Source organism: Avibacterium sp. 21-599 (assembly GCF_026226765.1).
GTDB lineage: Bacteria > Pseudomonadota > Gammaproteobacteria > Enterobacterales > Pasteurellaceae > Avibacterium.
In genome coordinates this window covers 37,240-60,762 of record NZ_JAKKOB010000002.1, presented here as the reverse complement: position 1 = coordinate 60,762, position 23,523 = coordinate 37,240, and the positions used below count along the sequence as shown (strand labels likewise).

20 protein-coding genes are annotated in these 23,523 nt (G+C 38.0%); 7 read left to right on the top strand and 13 right to left on the bottom strand.

Annotated features, from left to right (window positions below; all coding sequences use genetic code 11):
* Positions 1 to 27: 27 nt before the first annotated feature.
* On the bottom strand, positions 28 to 1,482 hold the full coding sequence (locus L5B83_RS10210; protein ID WP_265778451.1) for an aminoacyl-histidine dipeptidase: 1,455 nt from the start codon (positions 1,480 to 1,482) through the stop codon (positions 28 to 30).
* A 117-nt stretch (positions 1,483 to 1,599) separates the two neighbouring features.
* Here L5B83_RS10210 and gpt point away from each other — a divergent pair, with 117 nt between their 5' ends.
* On the top strand, positions 1,600 to 2,064 hold the full coding sequence (gene gpt, locus L5B83_RS10205; protein ID WP_250363800.1) for a xanthine phosphoribosyltransferase: 465 nt from the start codon (positions 1,600 to 1,602) through the stop codon (positions 2,062 to 2,064).
* Between the two features lie 48 nt (positions 2,065 to 2,112).
* A complete protein-coding gene (locus L5B83_RS10200) occupies positions 2,113 to 2,937 on the top strand; it encodes an alpha/beta hydrolase (protein ID WP_265778450.1) in 825 nt (274 codons plus the stop codon).
* 40 nt (positions 2,938 to 2,977) lie between these two features.
* On the opposite strand, the gene L5B83_RS10195 is transcribed toward L5B83_RS10200, so the two are convergent.
* Both L5B83_RS10195 and L5B83_RS10190 read right to left on the bottom strand, forming a co-directional pair.
* Positions 2,978 to 3,733 (bottom strand): esterase family protein, encoded by a 756-nt coding sequence (locus L5B83_RS10195; RefSeq protein WP_265778449.1) that lies wholly within the window; start codon positions 3,731 to 3,733, stop codon positions 2,978 to 2,980.
* Between the two features lie 8 nt (positions 3,734 to 3,741).
* Positions 3,742 to 4,920 (bottom strand): ATP-grasp domain-containing protein, encoded by a 1,179-nt coding sequence (locus L5B83_RS10190; protein ID WP_265778448.1) that lies wholly within the window; start codon positions 4,918 to 4,920, stop codon positions 3,742 to 3,744.
* Between the two features lie 253 nt (positions 4,921 to 5,173).
* On the opposite strand from L5B83_RS10190, the gene ftsE reads away from it, so the two are divergent.
* The gene (ftsE, locus tag L5B83_RS10185; protein ID WP_250351156.1) at positions 5,174 to 5,824 is read left to right on the top strand and encodes a cell division ATP-binding protein FtsE; all 651 of its coding nucleotides are present in this window, start codon (positions 5,174 to 5,176) and stop codon (positions 5,822 to 5,824) included.
* 145 nt (positions 5,825 to 5,969) lie between these two features.
* Here ftsE and L5B83_RS10180 read toward each other — a convergent pair whose 3' ends face one another.
* From L5B83_RS10180 to L5B83_RS10170, 3 genes are read right to left on the bottom strand one after another with little or no spacing between them, the layout of a single operon-like run.
* Entirely contained in the window at positions 5,970 to 9,071 is a 3,102-nt protein-coding gene (locus L5B83_RS10180; RefSeq protein ID WP_265778447.1) for a chondroitinase family polysaccharide lyase, read from the bottom strand.
* A gap of 11 nt (positions 9,072 to 9,082) precedes the next feature.
* On the bottom strand, positions 9,083 to 12,421 hold the full coding sequence (locus L5B83_RS10175; protein ID WP_265778446.1) for an autotransporter outer membrane beta-barrel domain-containing protein: 3,339 nt from the start codon (positions 12,419 to 12,421) through the stop codon (positions 9,083 to 9,085).
* 24 nt (positions 12,422 to 12,445) lie between these two features.
* A complete protein-coding gene (locus L5B83_RS10170; protein WP_265778445.1) occupies positions 12,446 to 13,477 on the bottom strand; it encodes an outer membrane beta-barrel protein in 1,032 nt (343 codons plus the stop codon).
* A gap of 369 nt (positions 13,478 to 13,846) precedes the next feature.
* On the opposite strand from L5B83_RS10170, the gene ftsX reads away from it, so the two are divergent.
* Together ftsX and asd are read left to right on the top strand one after the other, a co-directional pair.
* Complete coding sequence (ftsX, locus tag L5B83_RS10165) at positions 13,847 to 14,761, top strand: permease-like cell division protein FtsX (protein ID WP_265778444.1); 915 nt, start codon at positions 13,847 to 13,849, stop codon at positions 14,759 to 14,761.
* 300 nt (positions 14,762 to 15,061) lie between these two features.
* Entirely contained in the window at positions 15,062 to 16,177 is a 1,116-nt protein-coding gene (gene asd / locus L5B83_RS10160; protein WP_265762959.1) for an aspartate-semialdehyde dehydrogenase, read from the top strand.
* A 109-nt stretch (positions 16,178 to 16,286) separates the two neighbouring features.
* On the opposite strand, the gene L5B83_RS10155 is transcribed toward asd, so the two are convergent.
* Positions 16,287 to 16,541 (bottom strand): helix-turn-helix domain-containing protein, encoded by a 255-nt coding sequence (locus tag L5B83_RS10155; protein ID WP_265778441.1) that lies wholly within the window; start codon positions 16,539 to 16,541, stop codon positions 16,287 to 16,289.
* A 61-nt stretch (positions 16,542 to 16,602) separates the two neighbouring features.
* On the opposite strand from L5B83_RS10155, the gene L5B83_RS10150 reads away from it, so the two are divergent.
* Entirely contained in the window at positions 16,603 to 16,986 is a 384-nt protein-coding gene (locus tag L5B83_RS10150; RefSeq protein WP_250351254.1) for a hypothetical protein, read from the top strand.
* Between the two features lie 250 nt (positions 16,987 to 17,236).
* Here L5B83_RS10150 and L5B83_RS10145 read toward each other — a convergent pair whose 3' ends face one another.
* The 6 genes from L5B83_RS10145 to L5B83_RS10120 all read right to left on the bottom strand — a co-directional run bounded on the left by L5B83_RS10145 (position 17,237) and on the right by L5B83_RS10120 (position 21,744).
* Positions 17,237 to 17,332 carry a methionine/alanine import family NSS transporter small subunit gene (locus L5B83_RS10145; protein WP_265756063.1) on the bottom strand — a complete coding sequence of 32 codons (96 nt, stop codon included), beginning with the start codon at positions 17,330 to 17,332 and terminating at the stop codon, positions 17,237 to 17,239.
* Positions 17,325 to 18,854 carry a sodium-dependent transporter gene (locus tag L5B83_RS10140; protein ID WP_265778440.1) on the bottom strand — a complete coding sequence of 510 codons (1,530 nt, stop codon included), beginning with the start codon at positions 18,852 to 18,854 and terminating at the stop codon, positions 17,325 to 17,327. Before L5B83_RS10140 ends, L5B83_RS10145 begins: the two co-directional genes overlap by 8 nt.
* A 339-nt stretch (positions 18,855 to 19,193) precedes the next feature.
* Entirely contained in the window at positions 19,194 to 19,997 is an 804-nt protein-coding gene (gene aroE / locus L5B83_RS10135) for a shikimate dehydrogenase (RefSeq protein ID WP_265778439.1), read from the bottom strand.
* 11 nt (positions 19,998 to 20,008) lie between these two features.
* Complete coding sequence (locus L5B83_RS10130) at positions 20,009 to 20,572, bottom strand: Sua5/YciO/YrdC/YwlC family protein (protein WP_265778438.1); 564 nt, start codon at positions 20,570 to 20,572, stop codon at positions 20,009 to 20,011.
* Positions 20,565 to 21,128, bottom strand: a complete 564-nt coding sequence (locus L5B83_RS10125) for a DNA topoisomerase family protein (RefSeq protein ID WP_265778437.1) — start codon at positions 21,126 to 21,128, stop codon at positions 20,565 to 20,567. The genes L5B83_RS10130 and L5B83_RS10125 overlap by 8 nt, the downstream gene beginning before the upstream one ends.
* Positions 21,121 to 21,744: a Maf family protein gene (locus tag L5B83_RS10120; RefSeq protein WP_265778436.1), complete on the bottom strand. Its 624-nt coding sequence runs from the start codon at positions 21,742 to 21,744 to the stop codon at positions 21,121 to 21,123. Before L5B83_RS10120 ends, L5B83_RS10125 begins: the two co-directional genes overlap by 8 nt.
* Before the next feature lie 154 nt (positions 21,745 to 21,898).
* On the opposite strand from L5B83_RS10120, the gene rmuC reads away from it, so the two are divergent.
* On the top strand, positions 21,899 to 23,518 hold the full coding sequence (gene rmuC, locus L5B83_RS10115) for a DNA recombination protein RmuC (RefSeq protein WP_265778435.1): 1,620 nt from the start codon (positions 21,899 to 21,901) through the stop codon (positions 23,516 to 23,518).
* Positions 23,519 to 23,523: the final 5 nt, after the last annotated feature.

Sequence of the window (23,523 nt, the reverse complement as noted above, 5' to 3'; positions counted from 1 at the left end):
TTTCCACCGCACTTATGTTTTAATGAATTACTTCACTTCAGCTAAAATTTTGGTGAGTAATTGCCAGTAGGTTTGTACGGCAGGGATATGCACTTTCTCATCAGGAGAATGAGCGTTAATGATGGTTGGTCCAATAGACACAACATCTAAATTTGGATAGATTTTTTTCAATAATCCACATTCTAATCCTGCGTGAATCACTTTAATTTCAGGTTTATAACCCAAAATATCAGCATAAATTTGGCTTGTTAAGGCTAAAATTTTGCTTTCTGGCTGAGGTTCCCAACCGGGGTAATCACCAGAAAATGCCACTTCCGCATCACAAAGTTCAGTTAAAGATTGTAAGGTTTCTTGCACATAGTGTTTACCACTTTCAATTAATGAACGGATTAAAATTGTTGCGTGAAGGTGGTTATTTTCACTCTTTATTAAACCTAAACTTAACGAGGTTTCCACCACATTTTCTACGGCATCACTATTGCGGATTACACCGTTTGGTAGGGCGTTTAATAAATTAATAACCTTATTTTGTGAAGTGCGGTCTAAAATTGTTTGTGGTTTTTCTGTGGGTTGTAAAAATAATTGGAGATGAGGTTCGGCAATGGCTAATTCCGTTTTTAATAATATTGCAAAATTTTCTACCGCACTTTGTAATGGCGCTATATCACCATCAAAACATAAGGTAACAAATGCTTCACGAGGAATGGCGTTACGCACTGACCCACCATTAAACTGGCTAATAGCAACATTAATTTGTGGGTAATGTTGTTGTAGATGAGCAAGAAAACGTACTAAAGTTTTAATTGCATTAACACGCCCAGTATGAATATCTACGCCAGAATGCCCACCGCGTAAGCCTTTTAGTACGAGTTGATAGCTGTGCGTATAAGTATTTTCTATTTGTTGGATCGGAATATTAAGATCAGCATTAACCCCACCGGCACAACCAATATAAATTTCACCATTTTCTTCAGTATCGGTATTAATCATAATTTGGCTTTTGAGCCAATTTGGACGTAAACCAATTGCGCCTTCCATACCTTGTTCTTCGGTCATTGTAAGCAAAACTTCTAACTCTGGGTGAGCAAGGTTTTCCTCTTCTAAAGCGGCAAGTGCAGAAGCAAGACCAATACCATTATCTGCACCTAAGGTTGTGCCTTTGGCAGTAACCCATTCACCATCAATATAAGGTTGAATGGGATCAGTTTGGAAATTGTGTGGGGTATCTTCATTCGCTTGTGGCACCATATCAAGATGTGCTTGTAGCACAACCGATGGGCGATTTTCCATTCCTTTGCTGGCAGGTTTACGGATGAGAATATTTCCGACTTCATCACGCTCAACAAAAAAGTGTTTTTCCTTTGCCCAATTTACAATGAAATTGGCGAGTGCTTCTTCGTGATAAGATGGGTGAGGTATTGCACAAATTTGATCAAACCATTTCCATAATAAATTAGGTTGAAGTTGTTGTATTTCTGACATTTTCGTCTCCTAAATCAAAAAAATTTACTAAAATAATAGCATAAAAACGGGTTTCACGTTATCCTAACGCAATTTTATTTATTGGGCGGTTTCCGCTTTTTTTAGTTAAGGTGAGTTATGAGTGAAAAATATGTTGTGACTTGGGATATGTTCCAAATGCACGCACGTAAATTATCAGAACGTTTGTTACCCGCATCGCAATGGAAAGGGATTATTGCAGTTAGTCGTGGAGGGTTATTCCCTGCTGCGGTGTTAGCGCGCGAATTAAGTCTTCGCCATGTAGAAACGGTTTGTATTGCAAGTTATGATCATAATCAACAAGGTGAATTAAACGTTTTACACGCCGCCCAAGTACCTAATGGCGGTGAAGGTTTCATTGTGGTGGATGATCTCGTTGATACAGGCAATACCGCACGTGCTATCCGTGAACTTTATCCTAACGCCCGTTTTGTGACTGTTTTTGCTAAACCAGCAGGGGCAGAGTTGGTTGATGATTATGTGATTGATATTCCACAAAATACTTGGATTGAACAACCTTGGGATATGGGCATTACTTTTGTGCCACCATTGGCAAGAAAATAATATTGATAAACGCTGGATTTGCCAGCGTTTTTTATAGAAGTCAAAACAATGAATGTCATTAACCATTATCTTGAAATGCAAGAGCATTTCCTTTATGTGCCTTATTACCATCAACACCGCCGTGTACGCGTATTGCTGCCAAAAGATTATCATAATGAGCCTTGGCAGCATTACCCTGTTCTTTATATGCACGATGGGCAAAATGTGTTTTATAGCAAAGAATCTTATTCAGGGCATTCGTGGAAAATTATTCCTACCATCAAGCATTATCAACAATTACCAAAACTGATTATTGTTGGGATTGATAATGCAGGATCGGAGCGTTTAAATGAATATGCCCCTTGGCGGACTGATGTAGGCAATAACGATGAAGTACGCAATGTTGGTGGACGAGGTGTGGAATATGCCCAATGGGTAGTCAATGAAGTTAAACCATTTATTGATAAAACCTACCGCACTTTACCGAACGCAGAAAATACGTTGCTTGCAGGTAGTTCAATGGGAGGGATTATTACCGCTTATATGGGGGCTGCATACCCGCATATTTTTGGGCATTTAGGGGTATTTTCTCTTGCTTCTTGGTTTAGTGAAGCGGCATTTATGGATTTCATTCATTATCATCCTTTACAAAAAGAAAGTCGCGTCTTTATTCAAGTTGGCACTAATGAGGGCGATGAAATGGATTCACAATTTATTTCCAATATGAATCAGACCTATATTGATTGTACCTTGCGTTATTATCAGGCTTTGTTACGAACAGGACATCCACTTGATCATATTCGATTACGTATTATGGCAAATGAAATTCATCACGAAATGCACTGGGCTGATCATTTTGTCGAGTTTTTGCATTTTTCTTTACTGAATAAATAGGGTTTAATAAAAAAGGCGGAATATTAATCCGCCGTCTTACTTATTTTAACCACCCTTGTTCTTCTAGTTTCCCTAAAAAATAAGGCATTTGTATACGCCACCAAGGCCAGTCGTGATCCACATCATTTCCCCAAAAATCAAACCAAGCAGGAATACCTTTCGCTTGGAACGCTTGTTGTAGGCGGGTTGTGTCAGCAATATGTTGTTCCTCCCACGCACCTTGTCCAACGGCCACAATATAATGATTTTTACGATAATGATTGAGAAACCACGGATCGTTTTGATTCCATAAATAATCAATGGGAGAATTAAAATAGACTTCCGCATTGCCGTGAAATTCCCCTGTGAAGAAACGCGCATCATACACGCCACTTAAGGCGATGGCGGTGTCAAAGAGATCAGGGTGGCGTAAGGCGAAGTTAATGGTGTGGAATGCGCCCATACTACAACCTGTGGCGATCATTGCACCTTGCCATTGAGATTCGTGGCGAATTAATGGTACTAACTCATTGATAATATAGCGATCATAAGCATTATGTGCCTGCGCCATATCCTGCCCAGATTTATAATCGGCAAGCCAAGATTCCTTATCAAAAGAATCGGGCGTGTAAAATTTAATTAAGCCTCGTTCAATAAAAGAACGGCACGCCTCAATCATTCCAAAGTTGCCATATTCATTTTCATTTCCCCCCGATGAAGGAAAAACAATCACGGGCTTGCCACTGTGTCCATAAACATTAAACGGCATTTCCCTGCCTAGCTCTCCGCTCCAATGATGACGGCGTTCAAAAAACATTTTTCCTCCTATTGTTTTTGATGGGCAAATTGAATAATTTCACGCATTTGTTCAAGGCTTGGCGTACGCGCTAAAATCCCTTCTTCGCCCATAATTTTGGCAAACACACCGGGGATTTGTTGTACGCTAATGATATTGTGAGGAAATCTTTCGTACACTTCAGCAATGGAATGCACATAATGCTGATTTGCCTTGCGAGAGATATAGACGACATTCCAAGGATGGGTAATTTGTGCATTAAATTGATTGTCTTTCACAATATGCGCATATTCATTAAACACATCAAAATCGTTGGCATAATTCCACATATCAATAGTTAAGCCACCGGGTGGACGACAGTTTACTTCTAGTGGCAATAATTCGTTGGTTTTTTTCACTCGGAAAAACTCGAAATGAAAGAACCGCTCTTTGACATTAAAGGCTTTTACACATTGCTTACCAAGTTCGACTAATTTGGGCGAAATTTCACGCGGAACGTAATAGAACATATCACCGTCTTTTTCTACGGTATCCAGTACTGCTTCGGAATATTCAAGGCTAGAATAAAACACAATATTGCCGTCACGATCCGTTAAGCCATCAAAGGTAACAATATCGCCATCAATAAACTCTTCCATAATGTATTCCACGTTGGGATTTTTATGTTGGAAGAAGTTTTCCAATTCTTGCGTATTTTTGATTTTGTAAGTATCGCTCGCGCCCACGCCAGAATTGGGTTTGATAATTACAGGATAATGCAATTCGTCCGCTAATTTTCTGGCATCTTCATCATTTTCAAACACTCGCCCTTTCGCTACTTTTAAGCCTGCTTGACGGAAAATTTCTTTCATTTGAGATTTGGTTTTAATGGATTTCATATCTTCATTTTTATAACCAAACACATTGAAATCGGTGCGAAGTTTAGCATCTAGCTCAAGCCAATATTCATTGTGCGATTCAATGCGATCAATACGGCTATATTTATGCGCAAAATAGCCTACCGCACGATAAACTTGATCGTAATCTTCCATATTATCCACACGATAATACTCAGTGAGTGAACGGCGTAAATTTTCACTCAATTGATCATAGGGCGTATCCGCAATACCTAAGGTATTGAAACCATTTTCACGCAAACGCACGGCAAAGGTTTCAAAATTAGTTGGAAAATGGGGTGAAATCATCACAAAGTTTAGTGGTCTTGACATAGATTATCTCTCAATCTGAAAATAGCGAAAACGATTGCATTATACAAAAAATCATCAAGTGATAAAAGCAACCTATATCAATTGAAATTTAGGTTTTATTTTTAAATTTCATTTTTGACTAAGCGTTTAAGTCCATAATTTAACCCTTTGCTACATAGACAATATTTGCCATTTATCCCATAAATTTCTGCTCAAAAAATGAGAATATCCGTTATAATCATCCGCTTAACATAAAAGAAAAGAGATAACAACGATGATACGCTTTGAAAATGTCAGCAAGGCTTATTTAGGCGGCAAGCCTGCTTTGCAGGGATTAAACTTTCATCTTCCCGTAGGGAGTATGACCTATGTTCTCGGGCATTCTGGCGCGGGAAAAAGTACCTTATTGAAACTCATTATGGGAATGGAGCGCGCGAATGGCGGGCAAATTTGGTTTAATGGACACGATATTACACGTTTGTCTAAACACGAATTGCCATTTTTACGTCGCCAAATTGGTATGGTGCATCAAGACTATCGTCTGCTTGCTGATCGTTGTATTGTTGATAATGTGGCATTACCATTAATTATTTCAGGTATTCATCCAAAAGAAGCACAAAGTCGAGCCTTAGCCGCGTTAGATCGTGTTGGTTTACGTGATCGTGCCAATCACTTGCCTATCCATTTATCTGGTGGAGAACAACAGCGCGTGGATATTGCTCGTGCCATTGTACATAAGCCTCAATTATTACTTGCCGATGAGCCAACAGGCAATTTAGATAACGCGCTTTCTCTCGATATTTTTAATTTATTTGAAGAGTTTAACCGCCTTGGTATGACGGTGTTAATTGCCACTCACGATATTAATATTGTTCAACAAAAACCAAAACCTTGTTTAATCTTAGAACAAGGTCATTTACGTTAAGGAAAGTGAAATGAGTTCTCGTCTGATTAGTAAATACAGATGTTCAGTTTAATGATGAATGCTATCAATGTTCTAATTAGACTGTCAGGTAAAAATAGGTGTTTAGAAATTAATTTACCTAACAGTCTAATCTTTATTTAGCCGCTTATTCTTGTTGTAAAATAATTTCTTCAGGCAACCCAAAATAACTAGAGAAAATCAAATCTGTAGTTGAACCTGATGCTTTCACCTGTACCTTAGGATTAGCTTGTTTTACTTTCCAAGCACCATTGAGTGTAACTTTAACGAATAATGGTTTAGGACGTTTTCCATTATCAATATTCAGATTTGTTGTTACACCGCTCACCGTTAATGTATTCGCTTCCTGCTTAGTCATTACTATCGCCGGCATATTAACAGATTTAACTAAATCATCAGTAATATTGCCTGATTGATAGAAGGCATAACCATTTACCTGAGTTAGATGATCTTTCACAATATGTGCATTACTTTGGGCGCTAAATTCATAAGGTTTCTTCCCATTTCTGAAGTCATTAGCCAAGTTCTGCATTTTGGCTGGTGTAGCATCTAATACAACAAGATATTCATAATTTGCATTATTACCTTGTTGACTGTGATCTAACCACGCAGAACTAAATACACCTTCCGTTGCTTTACGCTCCATTCCTACATAACGAACATCAGGTTCGCCTTGTATAGATTTTTGCTTTTGTTTAACTGCATAACCTAATGGGGCATTCGTCACTAAATAGCCATTGCCATCACCATCAATTAACCAATCACCAGTTTTGAAACTAATTGGTGTGGCACTGCTTATTGTTTTTCCATTTAACATAGCATTACCACTGCTTTCATTAGATAATTGGAATAAGGTTGTTTCTACATCTTTATTATTGTTACTACTTCGGATATCTGTTCCCACCATAATAAGATGATCACCACCCGCTAACACGGTTTTTTTCGCCGTAAAACGAGAATCAAATCGCTCTAATCCAGATGGTGAAAGTAAATGAGACGCCATCATTCCATATTTTTGTTGTAATGATGAAGTTCCATTATAAGGTGTTTCACCACGTAACATTAATGTATGAGTAATTGGGCTATTTAATTTACTGAGCGGTAAATGGATCGATGTTACGCCTGGCAGACGGTTCCAATCCCACCCTTCCTCAACGAACCCTTGAAGTTTTGGATTTTTATGTGACAGGATTTGTGCTGAACCATTACTTTGATAGCGACCATAACGGTTTTCTTCAAAATAAATCTCTGAGGACCAGACATTACTATTATAAGTTTTTAATGTAACCATTTTATCGTTGAAACGATGAATACCAAAAGCACCACCATTAAATGCCCAGAATCCTTGTGGTAATGGGGCTGGAGATATTTGACGTTTAAAAATTACATTGCTATCTTTTGCCGTCTTTCCTGCAATATTCAGATAGATTCCTGCTAATTCTGTATCTACACCGCCTTTGTTAGCTAAGGCTAACCAACGGTAAGAATCAACGATAGTATTAAGGGATTCTGTTGCAAATGGGTGTCGCCCACTTAATCCAATCCCCGTGTTAGGATTACTATAAATCCAAGCAGAAACAAGCGCTTTTTTCAAATTACGATAAGCGTCATCTTTAATTGCAAATACAGTCCCACTGAATAGATACGCAAGCGCTGCCATATTTGGGAATGCAGGGAATGAATAGCCTGGATAATTACCATAATGGCGCCACGCTGTACCATCAGGGCGCAAACCATCTCTTGTGCCAGGAACATTTTGTGATAATGACCCACTTACATAAGTTGCAAAAGAGGCGACTAAACGTGCACGTTCTTTTTCATTATTTTCTAAGAAAAGTAATGCTAAATGCTGACGAGCAAGGGTATTATAATAGTCTAAGTTAGAGCTATCTGGCGTTAATGCCATATCAAAACTTTCTTTGAACTCACGAGAATACCATAATAAAGCATCATAAATTGGTTTTTGTAAACCTGCATTTGCCAATACATCACGCATTAAGAAAGCAGATAAATACCACCAACGGGAACTATATCCCCAGTGATGCGTAGTGATTAAACCACTTCCTTTTGCAAACCCTTGATCAATTAAATGCTCAGTTAATAAAATATACATATTAGCGAGCGCCTGACGCTTTTTATTGTCCGTAGTTTTACTATAAGCTCGACTAATGTTGTACATTAAAGTTGAATAATCTGCAAGATCAATATATTCATCAAAAAGCTTTTTATCTTCTGGTCGCATATGATCTGCTTGGTAACGATCTTTTTGTTTACCTGTCAATACGTGTCGCCCAGTAATTACACCCTCTGCATTTTTATGAATCTCAAAACTATTAAATTTCTTCTGTAATTCACTGAAGTTAATGTTTTCTTTAAAACGAGGATCGTTTTCATTTAATAGAAAATCTCTAAAACGATTTTCTACCTGATTAAGATCACGCTGTAAAGCTTCTGGCGAACTTTTAGCTAATTTACTATATTTATAAGTTACCTCAGGCTCTGTCATACGTGTTTTGACATGATAATCTGACCATTGATAACGCGCATCATCGACAGATAGCATAATGTGATCGATAAAAAAGCGTCCTTTTTTTACCGCACTTGGAGCTGTAAATCGAATTGAATCAACACGGCTACCAATTCCTCTTGCTAAAGAAAACGCAGGTCCATCTCCCCCTACACCACTGCCATCAGAGGTTCCCCCAGCGGCACCTGCACCTAGCATTTCCCGATATTCCATATCATTATTAAGAGAAACACCTACAGCACGCCATCCTTTAAAATTTAATTTAACTCGTAAGCCTGCATCACCTGAATTATAAGCGGTTACACCTTGTCCTAGATCAACGACTAAATAGTCATCAATTGGCGTTTCATTATAAATAAAGAAAGAAAACAATGGTGTCGCTTTTCTTCCCCAAGCCTGACGAGATTCTTCATCAGTAGGAACATAATAATTACGATGAAAAACAATACTACTGCCTCCCGTCCAATTCCACTCTAGTGCAGTTTTTCCTGTAATAGAACGTAACTGAGTAAGTGAAAGCTGGCTTCCTTTAGTTACTGTAAAATCTTTAAGTACTGCATTATTAGTGAAAGCCTCTATCTTCGGCTGCATAATATTATTAGGATCGTTAGTTTGACTTGCCAAACTGCTGCCTACTCCAATAGAAGCAGACAGGGCAAATGCCAATAACGAAACAGAAAATTTTTTCATTTTACCTGACATTGCCCCACTCCTTAGAACGTATTACTGATACCTAAACCAAATGCCGTTTCTTTATAATTACCAAATTTGTTATATGATAATGAGCTTGAAATATTCAAGTTTTCAGTAATATCTAAACGCGCATTAAGTTTGGTTGAGAATTGAGTTCCTGCAACGCCACCAATAGTAAATTTACCTTGTGTAGGTGTTGTTGTATCATCACTCAAACGATAATTCACATCGTAGTCTGAACCACCAAATTGTCTGTAATATTGAACATCAAAACTCGGTACAAATTTACCAATTTCGAGATCAAAACGTTTCCATAATGAAACACCTCCACCAATATGGCGAGCGCTATATGTTTGAGTGTCTGCAGATAACGCAAATGGAGAACCTGTTTCTTTCCAACCTGAATTGCTGAACCACTGATGTTTCAAGCTAACAAATGGACGTAAATGTAATCCTTTAAGTTCAGTATCAATCCCTGTTGTTAATTGATACCCTACTTGGAAACCTGAATAATCTCCTGTTGCCGTAGTATTCCCAATTTTACGTTCACTATCAACGGAATACGTTCCACCGATTAAGTTTGCTCCAGCGAAATAATCCTCTCCCTTCCATTCAAAATAAGGCATAAAGGTGAGTTGGGTAATTTTTTTCTCAATACTACCTGTATCAGGTGAAATATTATTTCGATTAGCACCAACAGAGAAACCAATTAATGCTTCATCATTGATTTGACGGTCCATACCAATATGCACACCATAGCGATTTAAACTATATCCATAATCACTACTGTTCTTACCGTGAGCAAAAGAGGTGTTCGCCCATAGATTCCAACCATCTTCACGCTCGTAACTTGGTAATTGATGGCGATAAGCCAAAGTCCGTTGCTCAATATGTGAACGCATTTGCTCACTCCAAACTAATGCAGCATTAATTTCCGCTCCACTTAGATCTGGCATCATCTGATTTGCAAGTTGTCTAGCTTCATCATTAGTCCGAGCCGAACGAATTAAGCTGTCAGCTTGACCACCAAGCCCATCTAAACGTTTTTCTAAAATATAACCAACAAATGACTGTTGTGATGTTGGTAATAACGCTTTAAACGCATCTCGGCTTTGAGGGGCTAAAAACTCAACATCGCCAGCTTGATAGCGAACTTTGTACTGTGTTCTATTTGTTGGTTCTGTATTTAATAATTTACCCGCTTTATGATTAGCGACTTGCCAACTTCCCTCTGGGGCATAAATTTCATCAGTTTTTTGTAATAATGACTCACCGTTCTTATTTACTAAATCAATGTTTGCAACATCTGTAGAAACGGAAACTCCATTATCTGCACTAAATAATACATACTCTTTATCAGTGATATCGTCTGTTGTTACACCATCTTGAGTAAATTTCAGTATAAGTTGTCCATTTGCTACATTGATAGAATCAGCTGTCAATAATGCCGACTCTATTGCTTTTTCCGCAACCTGCAAAGTGAGTTCCCCAGCAGTATTACCAGAGGTGAATACTGCATTCCCTAAATTAACGCCAGATGAAGGTACATCAATAATAGCATCGCCTTTATTTGTTACTGCGGTATAATTTTTTCCTTCCATACCCGCTTGTAATGCAGTGGTTAAATGTGGCACCGCACCGCCTGCCGTATTATCTAAGGTTAATTCATAACTTTCATCAGTATAACCAAATCTATAATCTTCTGAAGATAATGTTAATGCGCCATTCTTATGAGTAGAAGAAATATTCTCAGCAAGTTCAGTTGTTTTTGGATCACTTAATGATTGACCATTTTGATCAAGAACTTTAACCGTGGCCAAAGCAACATTAGAATTATCTTTATCTACTAAGTTAAGCAACTGCTTCTTATCGAAGGCTTTAAGCACGGTATTAGAAGAGTTTTCATCATAAATATAATCACTAAGCTGCAATGTTACTGTGCTATTTTCAATGTTTACTTTTCCAACAGATAAGAACGCATCACTAAAATTAGCCGGCTTATCTTTATCGACACCAGATAATTTGAAAGCTAAAGTATCATCTGCTGTTTTTGAATTGAAAGTGAGGTTTTTCCAATCAATTTGTTCACCATTAGCGAGATCAATAATCAAATTACCATTATTATTAATTGATTTAAGATCAGTTTGAGCATTGATTTTATCAAGAGCAGATTTTGTTAATTCCGCACTTTGCCCTGCTGGAGCATTAATATCTAAACGAGATCCACCTTCATAAGCATAAGTAACTTTATATTGATTTCCTTCAACTTTAGAGGTTGTTTTACTTCCGTTTGTTACTAATTGCATATGGTCGTAGCCAAAATCAGAAGAACTTTCCAAAATATCTAAAGTTTGTCCATTAGAATTAACTAATTTTACAACGTTATCGTTAACTGAAACTCCATTTTGTGTATCTAACAATACAAACTCAATTTGACTACCACCACTTAAAGAAAGTGCATCTAATTTATTATCAGAATTAACTAAATCTGTTAATTTGACAATAATTTCATTATTTTTAATATCAGCTTTAGCAACTTTCAATAACGATTTCTCTAATGCAGAACTCTTTGTTTCAAAATTTAATGCGTTTTTTGCCAAAGAAACAAATTCTGCCTCATTCCAATTAGAACCATTATCACCAGTCTGAATTATTAATTTACTATTATCTTGATTCTTAATAAGAGCTACACCCTTTATTATTTCGGAATGTAATATATTATTATACTTATCTTGGTTTGCGGTTAAAGAAGCAGGAAATAAATAAACGATCACCTTTTTACTTCCTGGATTTTCAACTAGGATATTTCCATCTATCTTGCCAGCATAAGAGCGTATAGGTAAATCATATGAACCGTTAGGACCATTTTTTATCTTGATAGCCGCTTCACTTCCTTTAACTAAATTTCCATCAAGAATCAGTATTCCATTTCGATCTGATTCTTTATCATAGCCATGATATTCACTTCCTTGAAAATCAATACCAACCCGACCAACTAAGGAAGCCTCTTTGATCGAGGCTTTATCTGCACCTCCAACAAATAAATTATAACGTAACGTTACATTTTCTTTTAACAATAAAGCACTACCATTTTCTGCTGCAATATCACTTCTAATTAAAATTTGCCCTTGATACTCTTTTTCTTTACTTTTATCATTCCCCTTTGCATTAATCTCAATGGCATTTCCATCTGCCACATTAACGCAAGCCTGATTAGAATAAGCAGCTTTTCCACCTTCCACAACTTGAGTCGTATTTAATGTTGAGGTACAACTCGCTGCAACGCTTACTACTGGCAAACCATATAATCCTGCACTTACTGCTATTGCCAAAGGTAATAATTTTAATTGTTTTTTCATAAATCACTCCTGTTGTGCTTTCCGTTAAAAGGTTACTCGCATACCTAAACGTAAATAATTTTGTTTCGAAGTTTGTTTATCTGTGTTAAGAAACTTCGTATTCTCCCTGTAAAATTCACTTAAGATCATAAAGTTATTATTAATTTGGTAGTTCATTCTAAAGGCATAACGAGTTTGATCGCGTTTTTCCACGGTGTCAGCAAACTCACTTTTCACTTTAATTTTGCCAAAAATAGACTTACGGAAATAAGGCGAAATGGTTAAGCCAAAATTGGTTTTATAAGTCATATATAAGCGTAATTGCGGATTACTTTCGGTTAAGCTAGAATTTTCCCACTGTGCATTATCATCACGACGATTACGAATATCATTGTAAGCAATTTCAAAATTAAGATTTGGTGTAACCAGATAACGTAACCCTTGCTCTATTTCATAACCAAATCGAGTGGCACGTTGGTGAATTTGTTGATCTTTAGAGTTATTAGAACTCAATTTGTTACGTTTGTACTCATATTTAATCACTTCAGGCTTAAAGCGGCCATTTAGCACCCATCTATCGGCAATATTATAGTTATAGGTAAGATCCATATTATAGAAATCAGCAGTATCATTGTTACCATTAATATTGATCGTTTTATCTTGACGAACATTAAATGACGGCTGTACCCAACCTTTGTTAAAACGATAACAATAACCCACGCCAAAATCTAAACGTTGATAATCTCTCTGACCAATAAGCTGGCTAATTTGTGGTTTTGGATTATCATTTTTGTAAAGTGGATTTGTATCATCAACAATTTTGTTATAACCCTTGCTACGATTTTGACGAATACCAAAAGTAAAAGACCAATTAGAATTATCTGGAGAAATCGTTGTATCTAAACGATAACCATGATAATTACGAGCAACCCCCGTATTATAACCATCACTATTGTAATCATCGTTATAACGCACATCTTCCCAAGAAAGAATTGCATTGATACTAGCAGCCTCAGCCTGCCAAGATAAAAGTAATAGTGATGACGCTGTTAAAAGTAGTTTTTTGGTTGTACGCATAGAAATCTCCAAATTGGTTAATAATAAAACAATGTTTTAAATAATATTAGCAAAAAAAAATAAACTTGAAACGATGAGATTCTAACTTTTTGAACTAGATCACAAAATGAGTAGCGATTGGGAATTGAAACAATGAAATATAAAGTGAAAGAAATTGACTAAACATTCTATTTTAAGATGATGAGCTAAATGACTTCTGCACGATGTTATGAAGAATATTTTTTATAAGTTATCTTTATATATGAAGTATTATATTTTTTCTTGAAAGATCATTTTTGATCTAGCAATATTAGTCATATAGTATATATATACTCAAACCAAAACCTTGTTTAATCTTAGAACAAGGTCATTTACGTTAAGGAAAGTGAAATGAGTTCTCGTCCAATTAATGCGTCTTGGTGGGTTCAAACCCATTATGTGCTACGAGCGGTGCTGGCAGATCTAATTAAGAAAAAATATGCCACCCTATTAACCATTCTCGTGATCGCCGCTTCGCTAACTGTGCCAACGGTGAGCTATTTGTTATGGAAAAATATTCATCAAGCCACCACACAATTTTATCCTGAAAGCGAACTGACCGTTTATTTGCATAAAAATCTCACGGAAGCCGATGCTAATTTAGTGGTGGAAAAAATTCGCCAACAATCTGGGGTAGAAAGTCTAAATTATATTTCTCGTCAAGAGAGCCTTAATGAGTTTAAAAACTGGTCTGGTTTTAGTGAAGGTTTGGATATTCTCGATGATAATCCGCTGCCTGCGGTAGTGATTATTAAGCCAAGCAAAGACTATAATGAAAGCCAAAAACGCAATGAATTAAGGGAAAACTTAGCTAAAATAAAAGGCGTGCAAGAAGTGCGTTTAGATAATAATTTAATGGAAAAACTCACCGCACTTTCGTGGCTCATTGCACATATTGCGGTAGTTTGCACGCTTTTGATGGCTATTTCCGTTTTTCTCGTGATAGGCAACAGTATTCGCTCTGATGTGTATAGCAACAAAGCGAATATTGAAGTGATGAAATTGCTTGGTGCCACAGATCAATTTATCCTACGTCCTTTCCTTTACACAGGTATGATCTATGCCGTCCTAGGAGGATTATTGGCTTGCGTGTTCAGTGCCATTGTGATTGGCTATTTTACAAGTGCGGTGAAATATGTGACGGAAATTTTTGCGGTAAATTTTGAGCTACACGGCATAATGATTGGCGAGTTACTATTTTTACTCGCAATGTGCGCGCTCTTGGGCTACATCGCCGCGTGGTTATCGGCAAAAAAATACAGCTAATTTTTCTCGTTCTTTTAATCCCCTTTTGCCTTGTAAAAAGGGGATTTTTCTTTCCTTTTTCAATTTTTTCAACGCTCGCCGAGCTAAATTGAGTATTCTTTATAGAAAGATCAATTATTCGCAACTTTTTTTAGAAAAATGCTTGCTTTTGTTTACGCTATCTTGTACGTTTTTTTGCACGGTTTAACGTAATTAATTTCCTGTGAATTAAAGCCGAAGGGTTATACTTTTAACCGTTTTACTGGGCATAATTCATCCAGATTTTATTTTCAACACAACATTACTTATAAGGAAAATTTTATGCAAAACGTTGGTTTTATCGGTTGGCGTGGAATGGTGGGTTCCGTACTAATGGATCGTATGCAGCAAGAAAATGATTTCGCGAATATCAACCCTATCTTTTTTACCACTTCACAAGCAGGTCAAAAAGCGCCTGTTTTCGCGGGCAAAGAAGCTGGTGTGTTAAAAGATGCGTTTGACATCGCGGAATTACAAAAATTAGACATTATCGTTACCTGCCAAGGGGGCGATTATACCAATGAAGTCTATCCAAAATTAAAAGCAACAGGTTGGAACGGCTATTGGATTGATGCAGCTTCGGCATTACGTATGGACAAAGATGCAATTATCGTACTTGATCCTGTAAACCAGAATGTGATCAGTGAAGGGCTAAAAAATGGTGTAAAAACCTTCGTGGGCGGAAACTGTACAGTGAGCTTAATGTTAATGGCATTAGGCGGATTATTTGAACGTGATTTGGTGGAATGGGTATCCGTTGCCACTTACCAAGCTGCCTCTGGCGCGGGTGCAAAAAATATGCGTGAATTATTAGTGCAAATGGGGGAATTAGAAGCGTCTGTTAAAGCTGAATTAGCAAATCCAGCTTCATCAATCTTAGATATTGAACGCAAAGTAACGGCAAAAATGCGTGATGCGTCCTTCCCAATTGATAATTTTGGTGCGCCACTTGCCGGTAGTTTAATCCCTTGGATCGATAAATTATTACCGGAAACAGGGCAAACGAAAGAAGAATGGAAAGGCTATGCAGAAACCAATAAAATTTTAGGTTTAAGTGACAATCCAATCCCAGTGGACGGCTTATGTGTGCGTATTGGCGCATTACGTTGCCACAGCCAAGCCTTTACCATCAAATTGAAAAAAGATTTGCCATTAGACGAAATTGAGCAAATTCTTGCGTCTCACAATGAATGGGTGAAAGTGATTCCAAACGATAAAGAAACCACTTTACGCGAATTAACCCCTGCAAAAGTAACAGGCACATTAAGCGTACCAGTAGGACGCTTACGCAAATTAGCAATGGGGCCTGAATACCTCGCAGCCTTCACTGTTGGTGACCAATTACTATGGGGGGCTGCAGAGCCTGTTCGCCGTATTTTAAAACAACTCGTGGCGTAATTTCTAAGTTAAAAACTCATTGAAAAACGAATAGATAGAAAGCACCGCACGGCTGAAAATAAAGTGCGGTGCTTTTTTTGTGGACTTTTTTAGGAATAACCCACGTTAGTTATGGATAAAATTTTGCTTTCATTTGTTGCAATACCGCATTAGGATCAAGTTCCAAAGCAAAGCAGTAATCCATAAATTCTATAACATCAAGACGGCGATCCCCTGTCTCAATTTTCCCAATCAAAGAATAGATCACACCTAAACGCTCTGCTAAGGCACGTTGTGATAACCCCAGTGATTTTCGTTGAGAAATAAATAATTGGCGAAGGAATTGTTGTTCCTCTGAGTGAATTGAGGTTCGTAATTTTTTCATTGCACCTATTTTAGGTTCGGTATAGAATGAACCTGTTTTAGGTGCTAATTAGGAGAATACGATGTCACTTATCAGTAAAACCTTTGGAGGGTTAAATAAAGCATATTATTTTCGCCATCTTTTCTTTGGAGTAGTGATATTTATATTGCTTGAACTACTAATCTTTAATGCAGGAAAGGGGATTATTGATCATAAATTCATTCTTTCAACATTAATGTTCTTGATTTTCACGCTATTGTATCCTTATTCTCGTTTTGTTTATGAAAGTATAGTCGGTTATATTTTCGGAGAGAATGTATTTATTGTGAATGCCATTTTGTTATTAATAACAAAAATGGTAACAATGTTAATATGTTTTATGTTTAGTTGGATAATTGCGCCAATTGGCTTAGTTTTTCTTTATTTTTATCATACAAAACAAGAAAAACAGACTGAACAAGAATAATATAGCCGCTTAATTTTAAGCTAATAAGGCGTATCTTATTTTAAGATACGCCTTATTCTATTTTTAGATATATGATTTGCTGTTTTCTATGATTCTTTCAGTTTAAAAGAAGGCGAGGTAATGCAATGGGAATGCTCAGTGTGAATATAATTTGGCATTATTTTAAAATGGGATAATCTTATTTGACAGGACAATAAAATGAGTGTTAAAAATAGCCACATCATTTGTGGCTATTTTTTTATGCGTATTTTTATTTTTCTTTAGGTAATCTTTTTATGGAGAAAAGTAATCCTCCCCAAATGATGACTAAAGCGATGACCATCATAATAATTGCACTATTACTCATTTGATTGTTCTCCTTTGCCGTGTTCTTTAAGATTGAATAATTCTTCATCTTTCCATTTTAATCGTGAAAGAAGGAATGAAATGACAACAAGGGCAACTGCCATTCCCCAACCGAAGGTATTCACAAACCAAGATGGGTAGCCTTCGTAACCGTTTGTAAAGACTTTTGCACCTTCACTTAATAGCATAAATGCTAAGATACCTGTGGTTAAAACAATACATAAACGCCAGAAAAAACCAACCTGAAAGGAAGAGGTGGCATTTAAGTGTTTTTGTAAAAGCCCTAATTTTTCATTTGTTACAATGGCGACTAATGAAACAAATGCAACAGCAACAATACCAAAGTAATTGACAAATTTATCTAGCACATCAAGCATTGGTAAACCTGTTGTTGTGCCGAATAAGATCACTGAAATCACCATCATTGGCAGACCAACAATAAAAGTTGCTTTTGCTCTGCGCATACGCAATTTATCTTGGATAGCAGAAATAATCACTTCAATAACAGAAATGAAAGAGGTTAATGCAGCAAAGGTGAGGGAGGCAAAGAATAATACCCCTAATACTTCACCAAATGGAGCTTTATTGATAATCGTTGGGAAGGCAAAAAAGGCTAAACCAATTCCCCCTTTCGCCACTTCACTCACTTCTTGTCCTGATGCGGTTGCCATAAAGCCTAGCGCTGCAAATACCCCAATTCCAGCTAATAGTTCAAAACTACTGTTTGCAAAACCAACAACTAGCCCATTTCCAGTTAGATCCGATTCTTTTTTCAAATAAGAGGCATAGGTAATCATAATGCCGAAACAGATTGATAGAGAGAAGAAGATTTGCCCATAGGCCGCAATCCACACACTTGGGTCAGAAAGTTTTGACCAATTTGGCGTAAAGAGGGCATCTAATCCTTTTGCTGCACCGGGTAAAAATAGCGAGGAAACAACAAGAATAATAAACATCACTACTAATAAAGGCATTAAAATTGATGAGGTTTTTGCGATCCCTTTTTGCACCCCAAGCGCTAAGACACCAAGGGCAACAAGCCAAACGGCAATTAATGGACCGACGACTATCCCCACAAATTCAAAGCTGATCCCTTGGGATATATCACCCATTTTTAGAAAGTCGTGCAAGAAAAAGTCAATAGGTTGATCGCCCCAAGCCGCGTTCAAGGAAAAATAGGTATAGCTCGCTGCCCAACCTAATACTACGGCATAGTAAATCCCGATGATTACATTCACCATAACTTGCCACCAACCAAAGGTTTCAAAATGGCGGTTAAAACGACGATAGGATAACGGCGCACCACCACGATGGCGATGTCCAATAGCATAATCAAGGAATAAGAGTGGAATACCCGCAGTTAAAAGGGCAACAAGATAAGGAATAATGAATGCACCACCACCGTTTTCGTATGTAGTATAAGGAAAACGCCAAATGTTTCCTAACCCTACAGCAGAACCGATAGCAGCAAGAATAAATGCGCGGCTTCCTGAAAAGGTTTCGCGTTTTGCTGACTGTGTCATAGTACCACCTGATTAAACGTTAAAGAAATGTAAAGGCTAGGAATATAGCGGAATATCAATTTTAGTCAATAGCAAAAAATACGCAAAATTGGATATTTATATCGTTGTTTTTGAATTAGAGTAGTTTTTTATTTTGTAAATTGGTTTGTTTTTAGTTTTATATGCTTATTTTAGTGGGTTGATAAATAATCGTGCTAAAAATGCCAACATATTGCCGAATAAAAAACTAGTAGAAAAATTCAAAAAATTTTATAAAAAATGACCGCACTTTTCTTTATCTTTCCGCCATAAAAACAAACCTCGCCTATTTAGCGAGGTATTTTATTCGGTTTAATCGGATTAAAGGCATTTTATCAAGGGCGTTATGTCGGGCATTACCCCTCGCCATAAATGAAAGGCGTGGGCAGCTTGACCAACAAGCATTCCAAAGCCATCGCTATAATGCTGTACACCTTGCTGTTTGGCAAGGGCAATAAAGGGCGTGTCTTCGCCTTTGCTGTATTGCATATCGTACACCGCACCTGCTTGTTGCAAAATGGTTGGATCAATGGCTACGGTTTGACCTTGTAAGCCTAAGGAAGTGGCATTGATAATAAGATCAAATTTTTGCACGGGAATATCAGTAAGGGTACAACCTTGAATATTGCCGTAGGCGTTGAATTTTTCCGCTAATTCCGTTGCTTTAGCTAAGGTGCGGTTAGCCAGCAAAATCTTTTGTTCCGCTTGTAATAGAGGAAACAGCACGCCTTTGGTTGCGCCACCTGCGCCTAAAATGAGTACTGATTGTTGCGGTTTGAGCCAGCCTAAGCGTTGTAAATCGCTCACCAAGCCTGCACCGTCTGTGTTGTCAGCATAAAGTGTACCGTCGGGCAATTTTTTCAGCGTATTACAGGCAGCGGCGAGCAAACAACGCTCACTATGTTGATCCGCCAATTGAAATGCGCGCTCTTTGAATGGGGCGGTGATATTGCAACCTTTTGCTCCTTCAGCAAAAAAGCCGAGGAGTTGTTGTTCAAAATGTTGTTCATCACCGAGCATTGCCACATAGTCTAATGTTTGCTGAGTTTGTTGGGCAAAAATTTGGTGAATTTGTGGTGATTTGCTTTGAGCAATGGGATTTCCCCAAACAGCATATTTATCCATAAAAATCCTTATTAACCTTGACGAAAAAGTTGTTGTGTAAACAGATCGCGTATTTCTGAAGGGTTTGTTGCGTTTCCCACCACCATTTCTAACACAGGAAAGTGTTCGCCAAATTGGGCTTTCACGGCTTGATAGGTGCGACAAGGCGGTAAGCCGGTTAAATTGGCACTGGTGGAGGTGAGTGCAAAGCCCGCTTGTTCGCAGAGCTGTTTTACCGCAGGGTGATCGCTAATACGAACGGCAATGGTAGAAAATTGTCCCGTGAGAAATTTCGGTGTTGTTGGCTTTGCCGGTACCACCCACGTGGTCGGGTGATCATAATGGGCATTCAAGCGTTGCCAGTGCGTTTCATTAAGCTTATGTTCATCAATAAAAGGCAACAGAAAATCTAACTGCGGTGCGATTAAAATCAACCCTTTTTCCACAGGGCGCTGTTTTAAAAGCAATAATTTTTGCACCGCACTTTCACTGAGAGGATTACAGCCCAAGCCAAACACCGCTTCAGTGGGGTAAGCGATGATTTCATTTTGTTTTAATAGCTCAACGAGTTGAGCGATATTCTGTTCGTTATTCATTGTCTGTTTCAAATTGATGACGACACGCTTTGTTGGCACATAACCAAATGCGACGCAAAGTGCGGTCGGTTTTTTCTTCTTTTTTTAGCGTACTTATCGGATAACCACATTGAGGACAAGGCACTGCATAGGGTTGGCTGGCAAGGGTAAATTTACATTTTGGAAACTGATTACAGCCATAAAACACCTTGCCTTGGCGTCCGCGTCGTGGCACAAGGTTACCTTTTCCACAAGCAGGACAAGGCAGATGCTCTTGTTCGGGTTCAAGCTCTTCGTGAACGATATAATCACATTGTGGATAATCACTACACCCGATGAACATACCAAATTGCCCTTGTTTTAATTGTAAAAAATGACCGCACTTTGGACAATGTTGGGCTAATTCTTTCAAGACTTTTATTTCGTGAGTGGGGTGTAAAGGCTTGATAAAATCGCATTGTGGGTAGGCACTGCAACCTAAAAATAACCCTTTTTTGCCTTTTTTAATTTGTAATAGCGAACCACATTGTGGGCAATGTTCGTCGTGTTTGCTGGCTTGAAATAGGCTTTTACTCATCACATTTCTCACTTGATGCGAATAAACTTATCCCAACTTGGCGAAGCAATTGGGCGGTTTCAAACACGGGCAACCCCATCACACCGCTAAAACTGCCATCAATACGCGAAATAAATAGTCCACCTAGCCCTTGAATCCCATAAGCCCCCGCTTTATCCATTGGCTCACCAGTGGCGATATAAGCCAAAATATCTTGCTTAGTCAATGGGCTAAAGGTAACTTGGCTCGTTTGTACAAGGCTATGGATTTGATTAGGCAAACTGACACACACAGCAGTTAGCACTTGGTGCGTTTTACCTGAAAGCAAGCTCAGCATTTGTACCGCTTGGGCTTCATCTTGTGGCTTGCCTAAAATTTCCCCATCGCAAACCACGCTAGTATCTGCGGATAAAATAGGTAAGTGCGGTACAAAATTGGCACGTTTTTCAAGTTGTTGGCGTGCGGCGTGATTTTTCTCTTGCGCCATTCTGCGTACATAATCCGCAGGCAGTTCATCGGCACTTGGGGTTTCATCAATATCCGCATTAAAGATTTCCACTTCCAGCCCCAACTGTTGTAACAGTTGTAAACGGCGAGGGCTTTGCGAGGCAAGATAAAGTTGAGGTTGTTTTGACATTTTTTCCGCTGATTAAACAAAAATTGCATTATACTTTATTATAGTTCTGCAAAGATTTCATCTGAAAAATCTACCGCACTTTGTTTCATTGTTGATCTTAATTTGAACGAAGAAAAAAGCGCGGGGAAAATTTTGTTAATTTTTAGGAAAAATAATGATCGAATTTACACAATCTCAATGGCTTGGTATAACCCTCCTATTGCTTATTTTATCCTTGGTGCTGTTTTTTATTAGCACTAAATATCAACGAGATAAGCAACAACTTGCCCAAGAACTGAATAAAAACGTCAATGATTTTAACCTGTTATTGGAAAAGTATGAAACCTTGTCGCAACTGCGTTACCAGCTTGAACAAGACAGTGTGAAAGCGCAAACACGCGCGGAAGGCTTGCAAACACGGCTGAATGAACGTGATGAAAAAATCCAATATTTACAACAAGAATTGGACGAAGAACAAGCTCGCCACGGAAATATTGCAGAGAAAATCACAAGCCTTAAAGAACAATTTGGTATCGCCACTGCACAAGTGCATAGCTTACAACATCAGTTAAATCAAAGTCGTGCAGAATTAAAAAGCAAGCAGCAGGAGTATGCCGATTTAAACGAAAAATCCACCGCACTTTTACAACAATTTACCGAACTCAAAACCACGTTAGCGGAAAAAGAAAAACATTTTACTCAACAACAGGAAGATTTTGTTCAAACAAAACAGCAACTCAGTGTTGAGTTTCAAAATTTGGCGAATCGTATTTTGGAAGAAAAGAGCCAAAAGTTCGATCAAACCAATCAAGCTAGCCTTGATGCGTTGTTAAAGCCATTCCGTGAGCAAATTGAAGGTTTCCAAAAACGCGTAAATGAAATTCACTCGGAATCCTTAAAGGGCAATGCCACTCTTGAAAGTGAAATTAAAAAAGTATTAGACGTGGGACTTACGATGTCGCAAGAGGCGAATAATCTCACTTCCGCCTTAAAAGGGGAAAAGAAAACGCTAGGCAATTGGGGGGAAATTCAGCTTGAACGCGCCTTGCAATTAGCGGGCTTGGTAGAAAATGATCACTATAAAGCACAAGATCATTTCCGCAATGCAGAAGGCAAATCGAATTATCCTGATTTTGTGGTGTATTTACCCGATAACAAACATTTGATTATTGATAGCAAAATGTCCCTTGTTGCCTATGAAAATGCGGTGAGTGCGGACAATGAGCAAAGCCAACAGCAATTTTTGCGTGAACACCACAAGGCGATCAAAAATCATATTGATGAGCTATCACGCAAGGATTACAGCAATTTAATTGGCGTGCATAGCCCTAATTTTGTGCTGATGTTTATTGCGGTTGAGCCAGCTTACATTGAGGCAATGAAACAGGATAGCAATTTGTTTAATTATGCTTATGAAAAAAACGTCATTTTAGTTTCTCACACCACCTTAATGCCGATTTTACGCACCGTCGCAAATTTATGGCGGATTGAACGAGGTAATGCGGAAGCACGAGAAATCAGTGGTAAGGCGGGGGATATTTATAATCAAATGTGCTTGGTGGCGGAACGTCTTGCTAAATTGGGAAATAGCTTGGCAACGGTAAGCGGGCATTATAATCACGCCATTACCGCCTTTGCTGGGCAACAAGGTTTAGCGGGAAAAATTGAGCGATTTAAAGATTTCTCTGCCAAAGCTAACAAAGTGATGCCACAGGTTGAGCTATTACACAATGATCTCGATTTAGCGAAACTCAGCGCAATTTCAGCGGATCAGATTAAACCCGAAAATCATTGATATTT